Origin of the sequence: Anaerobiospirillum thomasii (genome assembly GCF_900445255.1) — a bacterium.
Classification (GTDB): Bacteria; Pseudomonadota; Gammaproteobacteria; order Enterobacterales; family Succinivibrionaceae; genus Anaerobiospirillum_A; species Anaerobiospirillum_A thomasii.
The window spans coordinates 212,505-225,641 of sequence record NZ_UAPU01000006.1; the positions used below are offsets into that span (position 1 = coordinate 212,505).

Genomic DNA, 13,137 nt, shown 5'->3' on the forward strand with positions numbered 1-13,137 from the left:
TAGACATGACAACTATTGTATCTGTAAGACGCGGTAATACTGTAGCCGTCGGCGGTGACGGTCAGGTCACCATGGGACAGAGTACAGTGCTAAAAGGCAATGCACTCAAAGTTCGCCGCGTGTTTAAAAATCAGGTTATTGCAGGCTTTGCTGGCTCTACAGCTGATGCCTTTACACTCCTTGATCTGTTTGAAAAGAAACTTGAGGAGCATCAGGGTATTTTAGAGCGTGCCTGCGTGGCTTTAGTTAAAAGCTGGCGTACCGACAGAGCCCTGCGCAAGCTTGAGGCCATACTTATTGTGGCCGACAAGAGCGCATCATTTTTAATTTCAGGTACTGGCGATGTGGTTAAGATGGATGATGATATCTTAGCTACAGGATCAGGTGGCAACTATGCCCTGGCAGCTGCCAGAGCTCTATGTGCCAATACCGATCTTAGCGCCGTTGACATAGTCAAGAAATCACTTGAGATTGCAGGTGATATCTGTGTCTTTACCAATCAGAATCACGTTATTGAAACTATAGAATACTAACAACTATGAACAAAGCAACAGAATTAACTCCACGTGAGATTGTATCAGAGCTTGACAAGCATATTATCGGTCAGAAGGATGCCAAAAAGGCTGTGGCTATTGCTCTGCGCAACCGCTGGCGCCGTATGCAGATTGAACCAAAACTGCGTCAGGAGATTTATCCTAAGAATATTTTAATGATTGGTCCTACAGGTGTTGGTAAGACCGAGATTGCAAGACGTCTTGCCACCCTGGCCAATGCTCCTTTTATCAAAGTTGAAGCAACCAAGTACACTGAGGTTGGCTATGTGGGTAAAGAGGTTGATTCCATTATCCGCGAACTTGCCAATGTATCCATGAAACTTGTTAAAGAGCAGGCCTTCAAACGCAATAAAAGACAGGCAGAGGATATGGCCGAAGAGCGCATCCTAGATGTTCTGCTGCCGCCATCTTCCACCACTACAGCTGAAGAAAAGGACAGTTCTGCCGCCCGTCAGCTTTTTAGAAAGAAACTGCGTGAGGGCGATCTTGATGACAAAGAGATTGATATTCAGTTGCAGGACAAGGCAGCAACAGTCAATATAATAGGCGGTGGCTCTGCTCTTGAGGATATGAACAATCAGCTGCAGTCTCTGTTTGAGAATATGGCACAAAACCGTCTTGTCACCAGAAAGATGAAAATCAAGGATGCTTTTAAAGAGCTAGTTGAGGAGGAGGCATCAAAGCTTACCAAACCAGAGGATCTTAAAAGCGAGGCTATCACTCTGTGTGAAAACCACGGTATAGTCTTTATTGATGAAATTGATAAAATCTGCGGTCAGGATTTAAATGGCTCAAGAGGTGAAGTATCACGTCAGGGCGTACAAAGAGATCTGCTGCCTTTAATTGAAGGCTGTCAGGTAAATACTAAATTTGGTATGATCAGAACCGATCATATTCTCTTTATAGCATCAGGCGCTTTTCAGATGGCAAAACCTTCAGACTTAATTCCTGAGCTTCAGGGGCGTCTGCCTATACGTGTTGAGCTGCAGGCTTTGACTGCCGAGGACTTTGAGAGAATTCTGCGTGAACCTCATGCTTCTTTGACCAAGCAGTACGAAATGCTGCTGGCAACTGAAGATGTTAAAATTGAATTTACAGATGATGCCATCACCCGTCTGGCACAGGATGCCTTTAAGGTTAATGAAAGAACTGAGAATATAGGCGCCCGCCGTCTGCACACTCTGATGGAGAAACTCCTTGAGACCATTTCCTTTGAGGCTCCGGACAAGGCAGGTCAGTCAATTGTTATTGACGCAGCCTATGTTGATTCTCATCTTGAAGATCTTGTAGTCAATGATGATTTAAGCAGGTATATTCTATAATATGCATTCAGAACATGAGTTAACTCCATATGAGGAGATGCTCCTCAATAAAATGCAGGCTCTTGAGCAGATGTCTTTTGAAATTGTAAAGAAGCTGCAAAGTGTCGAAAGTGAGCTGTCATCGACAACTAATGAACTTGATATGCTCCGTCGCAAGGCTATAACTTTACAGGAGGAAAATCAGCATTTACGTGAAATGCTGCAGACCTGGAGAGAGCGTATGCAGACGGTTTTAACTCAGCTTGGCAATTTAGAATAGTTCTTAATTAGTAAAAGACAGCATAGGCTGTCTTTTACTTTTCTGTTCTATGTTAATTTACTAAATTTTTTTTATTAAGTATTAATCTAAGGCATAATTAATACTGGCTTCAACAGCCTTATGCCACCTTTTCTTTTTGTCTAAAGCCCAGCCCCGTTCTTGTTCTGGTTTATAAACAGTATGCTGTATATTTGAATCAAGTATACTCTGTCCGTAGACACCAAGACCTATACCTGCCAGATATGCAGCTCCCAAACCAGATAGTTCAGCATTGCCTGGAACTTTGACTTTAAGACCAGAAAGATCTGACTGTAATTGCATAAGATATGCGTTTTTAGTAGCTCCTCCATCTACATTAAGATCACATATCTCACCATCATATGAAGTTTTTAATAAATCTATAATGTCAGTTACCTGATATGCAATTGAGTCAAGAGCGGCCTTTACTATCTCATTTTTTCCTGTTGTTCTGCTCATGCCCAAAATCATGCCTCTGACCTTACCGTTAAAGTATGGTGCGCCAAGACCTGAGAGTGCGGGAACAAACAAGCACTTATCTGAAGCATTTGCCTGCCTTGCCATTGCCTCAGTCTCCACAGGAGAGTTTATAAGATGCAAATCATTCTTTAGATAACTGATAATACCCGCTGAATAATTTATATTGCCCTCAAGCACATAAGTACAATTACCAGAGATAGACCATCCTACGGAGTTGACAATACCAGAGCAGCACTCAGAAGTATTATTGCCACTGTTCATCATAATAGATGAGCCCGTACCATAGGTAGCCTTTATTTGACCGCTGCTAAGACAGCCATGAGCAAACAAAGCTCCCTGTGAATCACCGATTGCTGCATGAATAGGAATTTTATGAGGTAAAACTCCTTCAAAATCTGTTTCTCCAAAACAGCTGTTTGTGTCTTTTATCTGTGGTAATGAATTTATTGGAACTTTAAATAACGAGCACAGCTGCTCAGACCAGCACAGATTTTTAAGATCCATAAGCTGTGTTCTTGAGGCATTTGATGGCTCAGTATAAAAAGATCTTCCTCCTGTAAGTTTAGAAATCAGGAATGCATCCATATTTCCAATGCACAAATCATTTTTTTGTGCGCTTTCTTTCACTACATCCACATTATCTACAAGCCAGGTTATTTTTGCTGCCGAAAAATACTCAGACAGCTCAAGCCCAGTTATAGCGCGAACTGTATTGCTTTTGCTTTTAACCTCAGGAGAGTTTACAAAGTCAGCTCCTCTTGCACACTGCCAGACTATAGCGTTATACAGTGGCAGTAAACTTGATTTACTCCAGGCGCCCACTGTTTCTCTTTGCACTGATAGTCCTACACAAGCTATCTTATCTGCACAGGTAGCATGTTCTGACACCATTTCTTGCATTAAAGCTATAACATTAGAATAGATCTCATTAAGATCATGCTCTACATAGCCAAGATCATTGATTATCTGCCTATGAGGCATGCTCTTTATATCTACAATGGCACCAAGTCTGTCTAGTAGCAGAACTTTGGTGCCCTGTGTACTTTGATCTATACCAATGACATAAAAGTCATCAGCCATTTAATATTTCCTCTGCCTTAGCTGCTATACCAGGACCGGTCAAATGATAATATGCAAAGACCTCCTTTGAGCTTCCTGTAATAACAGGGCTGTCAGGAAGAGCCAGAGTTACACATTTCTTTGGACAGTGTTCAGATACAATCTGAGCCACCATTGATCCAAGACCACCAAACTCTGAGTGCTCTTCTATAGATATTACAGCTTTGGCATTTTCTGCTGCCTCTATAACTGCACTTTTATCTATTGGTTTTACACAGTACATATCAACGACAGTAGCACTTATACCTTTTTCTTTTAGAATTTCAGCAGCCTGCTTTGCATACAATACCATCTCACCGCAGGCTATAAGAGCTATATCTGTGCCTTTACTGATAAATGTAGCTTTACCCATCACAAAAGGTACATCGTTTTCTGAATATACAGGATCTACAGCATTACGCCCTACTCTTACATACGCAGGCTCATTGTCTTTGACAAGATGTTCCATCAATTTTCTTGTCTGATAACAGTCTGACGGCAGATAGACGCGCATTCCTGGTATTGAACTCATACAGGCAATATCCTGAGCAGAGTGATGCGACATACCCAAAGCGCCGTAACTTACTCCTCCTGAAATACCAATGAGCTTTACATTTGTATGGGAGTAGGCAACATCAACCTTACACTGCTCAAAAGATCTTGCTGTAATAAAACAAGCAGGAGACATTGGAAAGGTCCTTTTACCGCAGCGGGCCATGCCGGCTGCAATACCAACAAGATCCTGCTCAGCAATGCCTACCTCAACAAACTGATCTGGATATTTATTGGCAAATGGAGTAGCTGAGGCGCTGCCACGCGAATCTGAACACAAAACAACTATATCCTTGTCATTTTTAGCAGCTTCCATCAAAACTTCGCAAATCATCTGCTTATTAGCAATATTTGTCATAATATCTACTCCTTAACAGCTCTTTTGAGATCTTCCATAATAAGTTCATATTCCTTTTCATCAGGAACATGATGATGCCAGGAGATTTTATTCTCCATTACAGCTGAGCCTTTGCCCTTTATGGTATTTGCAATAAGAACTGTAGGTTTACCTTTAACAACTCTGGCTTCATCAAATGCCTGCGATAATCTATTAATGTCATTTCCATCTTCAACATTGATTACATGCCAGCCAAAGGAATCCCACTTTTTCTGTAGATTATCTAAAGCCATAACCTCTTCGGTAGTGCCTGATATCTGTAGTTTATTTCTATCTATAATGGCGCATAAATTATCTAATCTGTAGTTTGCTCCTGACATAGCTCCTTCCCATACAGAGCCCTCTGCCAATTCACCATCCCCCATAACTACATAGACACGGTTTGTACTCTTATTCATTTTTTCAGCAATAGCCATACCTACGGCAACAGGCAGACCATGGCCTAAAGCACCTGAATTCATTTCAATTCCTGGCAGTTTATTGTTTGGATGACCTATAAACTGTGAGCCAAACTGACTGAACTCTTTTAACAGTTGTTCGCGGCAGAAAAACCCCTTTCTGGCAAGCACCGCATATAAAGCCTCTACTGAGTGACCTTTACTCATCACAAAATGATCATGGTTTTGTGTGTTGTAGTTTTCCACTGTTACATTCATTTCTTTAAAGTAAAGGGTTACCAGAATATCCATAACGGACATATCTCCACCAATGTGGCCACCCTTGCCCCTGACAATCATTTCGATTACATCCTGGCGAAGCTCATAAGCCAGTTTTTTTAATTCGTTCATATATTATTCTCCACGTAGATAGGCTTTTACCTGTTCTTCAACTGGATCATATAAATCAGCTTTAATGCCCAGATACTTACAAGCCTCATATAAGACAGGAACAACATCTTTATATACACCGACACAATGATGTATATATGGACCAGTAACTATTTTCTCTTCGAGACGTTTAATGTTATCAACTTCAATCCACATATATGTGCCAAGAATCTTTGGACCATCAACGCTTCTTGCATTACCTAAAAGCAGAGAATACTCACCGTTGTCTCCATCAAATCTGGTTAAGGTTAAGGTATCAGAACCTTTGGCCTCAGCTGACAATGATCCCTCATCATCAAAAGCTATTGGGCATGTAAGTTCTGGTTTTTCCTTGGCAATGGACATAGGCCATGGTCCGCAGTGCTGTAGAAGCTCGCCATTTTCCAGATCAGGATGTCTTACAGTCCAATCTGCAAAGAAACTTCTTGACTCATTCATTACAGCAGCCTCTGCAATAAGGGCTGTTATTGCGCCATGAATATCTGTTTCACAGACAATTGGTATACCCATATCATTTAAAATTGAATTAGCGGCACATGGCATAATACCAAGCTCACCTTGCAGAGCAGTCCAGCACTGGATCGCTCCTGCCTGACAGCCATATTTTTCAATCAGATTGCGCATTGCCTTTGCCAGAGCAGCAATAGTCTGCACTTTAGGTTCTGCAATTTTTATTACAGTTCTGTCATGCAGGATCTCAAGCTCCTCTTTAGCTCCATTTCCATCACGTATTTTCTTAACCTCATGAATGAGCTCAGGAAGAGGCACTGGAGCTAGCTGAATATTAAATTTCTCTAATAGTTCACCTTCATTACACATGGTGGTCCAGAAATCAAAAGGTCTTGGACCCATTTGCAAAATGCGTATGTTTTTAAAGGTTTTTACCACATTACATACAGCTATAAAGTCTCTAAGACCACGCTCAAAAACAGGATCTGAAAGTCTAGAGTTGGTCAGATATGTAAACTTAACGCCAAATCGTCTTAAAACTTTACCTGTGGCGAAAAGACCGCATTGTGTATCTCTAAGTCTGCGTCCGTCTGGCAAAGGCCTTTCATCTAGTGGGCCCCATAGCAGTACAGGTAAATTTAAATCCTTAGCAAGGCGTGCACATACATACTCTGTTCCAAAATTACAGTGGGCAAGAATAATTCCATCTACATTTTCTTTACGGAACTTTTTAGCTATTTTTTGTACATCATCATCGCTAAAAAGCAGGCCTTCGGCATTGATATCCTTGATATCAACAAAATCTATTCCTAGTTCTTTTAATCTATCTGCTGTTAAATCTCTGTATTTTAGGGCATCTGGTGCACTAAATACACTTCGTCTTGTTGGAACAAATCCTAATCTAATTCTAGCTGTCATATACAAATCCTCATAAATACATCATTTATTCTTTAAGTAAAACATGCATGTTGTCTCCCCTGCTCTGGCAGGTCCTAAATTAAGTGTCAGCCTTTTTACTTTATCAATGGAAACTGATGTAATAAGAACAGGTGTGGTTGTTTTACATCCATTTTCTGTCAAGGTACTCCAGTTGACACGACACAATGGCATTCCTTGCTCAACTTTATCTCCCTCTTTAACTAATGGTGTAAAGCCATTGCCATCAAGACTTACAGTTCCAAGACCTATATGAATCAAGATCTCTATACCGTCAAAAGTTGTAATACCATAGGCATGTTTTTGTACAGCCACCATGGAAATCATGCCACTCACAGGGGACAGAACCAAATCGTCATTTTGAAAGTATGGCTCTACTGCTACACCATCACCAACAACTTTTCCTGAAAAAATAGGGCTTTCAACTTCTGTCACAGATACTATCTGACCACTTAATGGGGAGAGAATCTCCTCTCCCTTACGCTGAAAAAACATTTACATATACCTCTATTTATTTTCATTTCTTGCCTGCAGTGCCATCTTTGCCTGCAAGGAGCGCTGATACTGATCAATAATTACAGCAAGGACGATAACCAGACCCTTGATAATCATTTGCCAGAATTCAGATACACCACACATAACCATACCATCAGAGATAACACCGATAATAAAGGCGCCAATTACTGTTCCGATAATGGTACCGACACCACCCATAAGAGATGTACCGCCAAGTACAGCAGCTGCAATGGCATTCATTTCCCAGGTATTACCAGTCATTGGATGTGAGGCTACCAACTGCGAGGTTGAAATAATACCTACAACAGCAGCACAGGCACCTGAGAACATGTACACTAAAATTTTGTCATTATCTACATGAACACCAGAGAGCTTTGACGCACGCTCATTACCGCCTATAGCTAAAATATGCCATCCAAATGGGGTCTTGCGTAAAATCAAAGATGCGATTATGGCTATGACAATTAAAATCATTACAGCAACAGGAAAACCTCCTATATCGCGTCCAAAGATTTCAAATCCAGTATTGCCAAGAGCACTGTTTCCTACAAGATTTGGAAAAGTTGCGCCGTTGGATGTTAAATTGGATGCACCACGAGCTACATACATCATGCCTAAAGTTGCAATAAATGGAGCCACAGCAAATTTAGTGATAACTAAACCATTAATCGCTCCCACAATTATTCCAATCAGGATGGCAATCATGACAATTACTGGAACTGAAAAGTAAATTGTGTAGCCAAAAATGGTAAAACCATGATTAATAAGAAGACCTGCTACCATTCCTGACAGACCTACAACAGATCCAACGGAAAGATCTATACCTCCAGTAACTAAAACGTAGGTCATTCCAATGCCTAAAATTCCATACAGAGCGACGTGTTTGGCAATTAACAGCAATGACTGACTTGTAAAAAAAGACTTACTTGCAAAAGAAAAGAAAATTACTAAAAGAGTCAATACAATAAGAGTACGCCCTTTGAGTATAGTCATAATTACATCATTTTTATTCATATTTAATCTCCTTAAAACTAGTCAGCCTTGTGATGACCTAAATATGAGGCTTTAACTAAGTTATCCTGCGTAATTTCATCACCTTCAAACTCGGCAGTTTTTATGCCGTTTGACAAAACGATAATGCGATCGGCAATGGCTATAATTTCCTCAAGCTCTGATGAAACCACTAAAAGTGAAACTCCTTTTTGGGCATATTGGTAAATCAGCTTGAAAATTTCTGTTTTGGCACCTATATCAATACCCCTTGATGGCTCATCAAGTAACATGATCTCTGGTCCTGTAAGGGCTCCTTTGGCAAAAACCACTTTCTGCTGATTTCCTCCTGATAATGACAAGATAGGAAGCTCTTTGTCTGCCACTTTAATATGCACTTCTTTAATCATATCTGTTACAGCATCACTCTCCTTGTTCTTATCGATAAGCCCCATAGAGTTTGTATATTTGCCAACATTAGATAAGGCAATATTCTTATCAATACTTAATGTCTGCACGAGTCCATCTCTTTGTCTGTCCTCTGGCAGCCAGGCAAAACCTTTAGCTATCTGCTCAGGAACAGAGCCGACTTGAATTTTTTCACCGTGCAAAATCACATCACCTGTATGACTTGGTCTCATACCCATAATGCACTCAAAAATTTCTGTTCTGCCAGCACCTAAAAGACCGTATATGCCAAGCACTTCTCCTTTATGTAAAGAAAATGAGACATCCTTTAACAAATAACCACCACCGTTTTTAGGCAGAGTCAAATCCTTTATTTCAAGGACTTTAGGCACTGTAGACCAATCAACTTTCTGCTCCCTTTTTGGATAGCTCTTGCCCTCACCCACCATCTGTTTAACAATCCATGGCACATCAATATCTTTTACAGCTGCCTCTGCCACAAGTTTTCCATCTCTGAAGATTGTTACAAAATCGCCAATGCGCATAAGCTCTTCAAGACGATGAGAAATATAAACAATTGAGATTCCTGTGGCTGTAAGCTCACGCATAATGTTGAAAAGAACCTCAACCTCCTGCTCAGACAGTGATGATGTCGGCTCATCCATAATCAGAATTTTCAGATTTGGAATAAGAAGATTTCTGGCAATTTCAATCATCTGCTGCTGTCCAACACGCAGATCTCCTACCAAAGTATCAGGGTCAATTGGATAATTGAGTCTTTCTAATACCTGTCTTGCAAGCTTCCTATGTTCAGCATCATCTAAAATTCCATTCTTGGTTCTTTCTGATGCCATAAACAGGTTCTGAAACACAGTCATATTTGGAAAGAGGCACAACTCCTGATGGATAATGGCAATACCTTCTTTTCTTGCATCAACTGTTGAATTGAACTCAACCTCTCGTCCCTGCAAAAAGAGCTTTCCTGCAGACTGCTTTTCAATACCTGCAATAATGCGCATTAAAGTAGACTTTCCAGCACCATTTTCACCTATAAGCACATTTACCTTACCGCGCTTTATATCAAAGGAAACCTGATCAAGCGCTTTAGTGCCAGGGTAAATCTTGTCTATTTTTTCTGCATGCAAATATATTTCATCTTTAGTTGACATAGTTGCACCTACTTAACTATCAGCTTAACTGGTGTAATCTGAATTAATCCCTGGCGAGCCACAGTAAAGCAGCCGATAAACTCCACGGTCTTATTTGCTACATTGTTCATATCTATAGGAGCAAGAATCTGTTTTGAAATCAGATCATGAAATGCTACGGAAACCTGAGCCCATTCAATCTGATTTTTGTAATCCTTATATGAAATCAGACTGATTGAGTCTCTTACGGCTGATCCTTTAAAGACCGGTCCTATCTGCAATCTTAATTTGAACTTATCATCCATGCCATCTACTTTCAGCCCAAGGTAGCCTGCTCTTAATTTATTTTTCACTAAATCAACTGTAGCGCTGCCTTTGACAATAAATGACAGCTCACCCTTGTCGCCCATTGAATAATGGCCATATTTTGTTGCCACACTTTTGAGATCTCCATTTGATTCATTTAGTAAAGTAACGAGATCTACAGCATTACTTTCAAAGTACTCTTGTGACTTTTCGTTCCAGAATTTAGTTGCCTCTGCAGTTGGATTGAATACTACCTCGCCAGTAAGCGTAGCTTCCTGACCTTCTTTAACTATTGTTGCTGATAAAAAAGCATAGCAGAGCAACACTACAGCGATAACTGAACCTATAATGCGAGCTTTTGTCATAATGCTCTCCTTTTTTAGGGCAAATAAAACCTCGTCGTATCAACTGATACAACCTAAGTTATTGAAATACTTAATATTACGCCATGCCGAAAGGCATGGCGCTTGTGCGATTATTTAGCTAATGAGAAGTCGTTTAATTGTTTGGCATTGTCTACAGTAATGATTTCACAATCAATTAACTGTTTCTCAGGTTTGCCAGTTGTTCCTGTCTTTAAATACTGATCTGCCTGACGTACTGCAAGCTCAGCAATTAAAGCTGCAGGCTGCATAGCTGTTGCTGTCATATTTCCTGCAAGAATTTCGTCTCTGGCATCGTTGGAGCCATCAACACCGATGATCTTTAACTGCTTGCCGGCTGCTTTAATGGCAGCTGCTGCACCTACAGCCATATTGTCATTACCAGAAATTACACCTTTAAGATTAGGATATGACTGAAGAATGGTTTCCATTTTCTGATATGCCAGATTCTGATCCCAGTTTGCTGTCTGTACAGCAACAAGTTTCATGTCAGGATACTGATCGATAACCTCGTGGAAAGCAGTTGAGCGAGTCTTGGCGTTGGTATCTGAGTCAATGCCAAACAGCTCGGCATATTCACCTTCTTCCTCCATTGCCTCAACAAAGATTTCAGCAGCTTCTTTTGCACCCTGATAGTTATTAGCAACTATCTGTGCAATGGCAATACCTTGCTCATTGATTTCTCTGTCAATCAGGAAAGTAGGAATGTTTTTGTCGTAGGCACGTTTTACAGCTGCAACTGTAGCATCAGCTCCGGCATTATCACAGATAATGGCTGCGGCCTTATCTGAAATTGCTGTCTCAAATAACTCAGATTGTTTTACTGGGCTATCATCATGAGAAACCATTTTTACTTTATAACCAAGCTCTTTTGCAGTCTTAGCTGCAACTTCTGCTTCAGTTTTGAAGAATGGATTTGAATGAGAAGGGGTGATGATATACATAATATTTGAGCCACCACCAGTCAAAACCTTGGCATCAGCTGCTACTGCTGATGCTGCAAATGTTGATGCGGCTGCAACCATAGCTATAGAAGCAAAAAAGTTTGTAAATTTCATGAGATACTCCTAAATGTTATCAACACATAACTTTTTAATTTTGTCCTGCGACAATTAAAATTATAGTGACTACACTGAAAATATTTATCACGAAAATCTACAATTTATCATATTTGTCTTTTTATATGGAGTATTTTTGAGCTTTGCTTCTCATTTATTAATAAGTAAAATATTACAATACACTATCACGTATAGAAAAATTATTCCTATAATGAGTAGGTGTCCAGCCACTGCATTCTAAAAATACACGGCCAAAATGGCTCTGTGAGTTAAAGTTCAAAAGTGTTGCTATTTCATACATACTCTTGTCACTAGAGGTCAACAGGATCTTGGCTACTTCTATCTTTCTTTGTCTGTAATATTCGCCAAGAGTAATCTTTTTTTCGTTTTTAAACTGCTTTGATAAATAACTTTTGCTTACTTTTAATTTTTTACATAAATCTTCCACATTAAACTTTGAGTAGACATGTCTTTCTATATATTCGCAGGCTTTGGCAACTATCAATGAAGAGTTTTCTTTGTTTTTAATATGCTTTTTAAATGAAGAAACCATCTGTGTACATCTTAGTGCACATGCTCTGGCTAAGGCATAGGCATCGGCCGGGAATTTACACTCCTCTATCTCCATAATGAAAGCATCAGAAAGTGTATAGAGTTTTTCAACACTTAGTCCTGCCTCAATTGCAGCTCTCGTTGCAATTGTGACATCAACAATAGCTAAATTTTTTGCCGATCTCAGTTCATTGTGCGCCAAGGTTCCACGCATATTGGCATAAACTGAATTAAGTGCTCTTTTTAAGGCATCCTCATCTCCATTTTTTATTGAGCGTCTGATTGTTTCCTCAAAAACTACAGGGTTGTGAGGTTTATTGCCTATAGTATTATTTGAGATTATATTTCCAAATTTTATATGTGTCTGCTCTATTAATTCCTGACTCATAAAGCTCTCATCTAGAAAATCATTTAAATACACATATTTATTGGTAATAGAGCTGTAGATTAAAAGCAGCAGAGCTGCCAGTTTTTTTTCAGAACAGCGCAGAGGATAAATATTTGAGGCACTGTGTTTTAGAGCATATAACTTGCAAAAGCTCTGATCTACATCAGATATGGCAATAGGACCTAAAATCAATGTCAGACCGTCAGTACACTCGACACCGCCAAATAATATTGGTTTTTCTGAAGTAAACAAAACTACTTTTTTTGATCTTATCTCTTTTAAATACTCTTTTCTTAAATCTAAATCTGTTTCAAAAATGTTTGAATTATCTCCTTTATCTTCAATATTAAATTTATCAAGATATTTGTCTTCGTCTGTAAATACGTGGACTGGGATCGGCAGGAGCTGTGAGATAAGACTTAAAGCATATGAAAGAGGAAGTATATTCTTTACAGGTCTTTCCTCTTTCACTTCATTTTTATTTTCTAAAGACAT

At 39.7% G+C, this 13,137-nt stretch carries 13 protein-coding genes; 3 read left to right on the forward strand and 10 right to left on the reverse strand.

Annotated elements, in window-relative coordinates; all coding sequences use genetic code 11:
* The first annotated feature begins 5 nt into the window (after nucleotides 1–5).
* From hslV to DRZ93_RS06790, 3 genes are read left to right on the forward strand one after another with little or no spacing between them, the layout of a single operon-like run.
* The gene (hslV, locus tag DRZ93_RS06780; RefSeq protein ID WP_113746173.1) at nucleotides 6–533 is read left to right on the forward strand and encodes an ATP-dependent protease subunit HslV; all 528 of its coding nucleotides are present in this window, start codon (nucleotides 6–8) and stop codon (nucleotides 531–533) included.
* A 5-nt stretch (nucleotides 534–538) separates the two neighbouring features.
* Nucleotides 539–1,876, forward strand: a complete 1,338-nt coding sequence (gene hslU, locus DRZ93_RS06785) for an ATP-dependent protease ATPase subunit HslU (RefSeq protein WP_113746174.1) — start codon at nucleotides 539–541, stop codon at nucleotides 1,874–1,876.
* 1 nt (nucleotide 1,877) lies between these two features.
* On the forward strand, nucleotides 1,878–2,135 hold the full coding sequence (locus DRZ93_RS06790) for a cell division protein ZapB (RefSeq protein WP_113743183.1): 258 nt from the start codon (nucleotides 1,878–1,880) through the stop codon (nucleotides 2,133–2,135).
* Between the two features lie 81 nt (nucleotides 2,136–2,216).
* Here the strand turns inward: DRZ93_RS06790 and DRZ93_RS06795 are convergent, their stop codons facing one another.
* The 10 genes from DRZ93_RS06795 to DRZ93_RS06840 all read right to left on the reverse strand — a co-directional run bounded on the left by DRZ93_RS06795 (nucleotide 2,217) and on the right by DRZ93_RS06840 (nucleotide 13,137).
* Nucleotides 2,217–3,713 carry an FGGY-family carbohydrate kinase gene (locus tag DRZ93_RS06795; RefSeq protein WP_113746175.1) on the reverse strand — a complete coding sequence of 499 codons (1,497 nt, stop codon included), beginning with the start codon at nucleotides 3,711–3,713 and terminating at the stop codon, nucleotides 2,217–2,219.
* Complete coding sequence (locus tag DRZ93_RS06800) at nucleotides 3,706–4,641, reverse strand: transketolase family protein (RefSeq protein ID WP_113746176.1); 936 nt, start codon at nucleotides 4,639–4,641, stop codon at nucleotides 3,706–3,708. Before DRZ93_RS06800 ends, DRZ93_RS06795 begins: the two co-directional genes overlap by 8 nt.
* 5 nt (nucleotides 4,642–4,646) lie before the next feature.
* A complete protein-coding gene (locus tag DRZ93_RS06805) occupies nucleotides 4,647–5,468 on the reverse strand; it encodes a transketolase (protein ID WP_113743186.1) in 822 nt (273 codons plus the stop codon).
* Nucleotides 5,469–5,471: 3 nt separating this feature from the next.
* Nucleotides 5,472–6,875 (reverse strand): L-fucose/L-arabinose isomerase family protein, encoded by a 1,404-nt coding sequence (locus DRZ93_RS06810; protein ID WP_113746177.1) that lies wholly within the window; start codon nucleotides 6,873–6,875, stop codon nucleotides 5,472–5,474.
* 21 nt (nucleotides 6,876–6,896) lie between these two features.
* Complete coding sequence (locus DRZ93_RS06815; RefSeq protein ID WP_113743187.1) at nucleotides 6,897–7,388, reverse strand: PTS sugar transporter subunit IIA; 492 nt, start codon at nucleotides 7,386–7,388, stop codon at nucleotides 6,897–6,899.
* A gap of 12 nt (nucleotides 7,389–7,400) precedes the next feature.
* Complete coding sequence (locus DRZ93_RS06820) at nucleotides 7,401–8,423, reverse strand: ABC transporter permease (RefSeq protein WP_218564276.1); 1,023 nt, start codon at nucleotides 8,421–8,423, stop codon at nucleotides 7,401–7,403.
* Nucleotides 8,424–8,440: 17 nt separating this feature from the next.
* Complete coding sequence (locus DRZ93_RS06825) at nucleotides 8,441–9,976, reverse strand: sugar ABC transporter ATP-binding protein (RefSeq protein WP_113743188.1); 1,536 nt, start codon at nucleotides 9,974–9,976, stop codon at nucleotides 8,441–8,443.
* Nucleotides 9,977–9,984: 8 nt separating this feature from the next.
* Nucleotides 9,985–10,626 (reverse strand): DUF2291 family protein, encoded by a 642-nt coding sequence (locus tag DRZ93_RS06830; RefSeq protein WP_113743189.1) that lies wholly within the window; start codon nucleotides 10,624–10,626, stop codon nucleotides 9,985–9,987.
* Nucleotides 10,627–10,736: 110 nt separating this feature from the next.
* On the reverse strand, nucleotides 10,737–11,702 hold the full coding sequence (locus DRZ93_RS06835) for a D-ribose ABC transporter substrate-binding protein (RefSeq protein ID WP_113743190.1): 966 nt from the start codon (nucleotides 11,700–11,702) through the stop codon (nucleotides 10,737–10,739).
* Nucleotides 11,703–11,874: 172 nt separating this feature from the next.
* Nucleotides 11,875–13,137: a helix-turn-helix transcriptional regulator gene (locus DRZ93_RS06840; protein WP_113746178.1), complete on the reverse strand. Its 1,263-nt coding sequence runs from the start codon at nucleotides 13,135–13,137 to the stop codon at nucleotides 11,875–11,877.

Excerpts from the sequence above, each read along its gene's own strand:
- hslV (WP_113746173.1), top strand. The coding sequence starts at position 6 with ATGACAACTATTGTATCTGTAAGACGCGGTAATACTGTAGCCGTCGGC.
- hslU (WP_113746174.1), top strand. The coding sequence starts at position 539 with ATGAACAAAGCAACAGAATTAACTCCACGTGAGATTGTATCAGAGCTT.
- DRZ93_RS06790 (WP_113743183.1), top strand. The coding sequence starts at position 1,878 with ATGCATTCAGAACATGAGTTAACTCCATATGAGGAGATGCTCCTCAAT.
- DRZ93_RS06795 (WP_113746175.1), bottom strand. The coding sequence starts at position 3,713 with ATGGCTGATGACTTTTATGTCATTGGTATAGATCAAAGTACACAGGGC.
- DRZ93_RS06800 (WP_113746176.1), bottom strand. The coding sequence starts at position 4,641 with ATGACAAATATTGCTAATAAGCAGATGATTTGCGAAGTTTTGATGGAA.
- DRZ93_RS06805 (WP_113743186.1), bottom strand. The coding sequence starts at position 5,468 with ATGAACGAATTAAAAAAACTGGCTTATGAGCTTCGCCAGGATGTAATC.
- DRZ93_RS06810 (WP_113746177.1), bottom strand. The coding sequence starts at position 6,875 with ATGACAGCTAGAATTAGATTAGGATTTGTTCCAACAAGACGAAGTGTA.
- DRZ93_RS06815 (WP_113743187.1), bottom strand. The coding sequence starts at position 7,388 with ATGTTTTTTCAGCGTAAGGGAGAGGAGATTCTCTCCCCATTAAGTGGT.
- DRZ93_RS06820 (WP_218564276.1), bottom strand. The coding sequence starts at position 8,423 with ATGAATAAAAATGATGTAATTATGACTATACTCAAAGGGCGTACTCTT.
- DRZ93_RS06825 (WP_113743188.1), bottom strand. The coding sequence starts at position 9,976 with ATGTCAACTAAAGATGAAATATATTTGCATGCAGAAAAAATAGACAAG.
- DRZ93_RS06830 (WP_113743189.1), bottom strand. The coding sequence starts at position 10,626 with ATGACAAAAGCTCGCATTATAGGTTCAGTTATCGCTGTAGTGTTGCTC.
- DRZ93_RS06835 (WP_113743190.1), bottom strand. The coding sequence starts at position 11,702 with ATGAAATTTACAAACTTTTTTGCTTCTATAGCTATGGTTGCAGCCGCA.
- DRZ93_RS06840 (WP_113746178.1), bottom strand. The coding sequence starts at position 13,137 with ATGTCTTTAGAAAATAAAAATGAAGTGAAAGAGGAAAGACCTGTAAAG.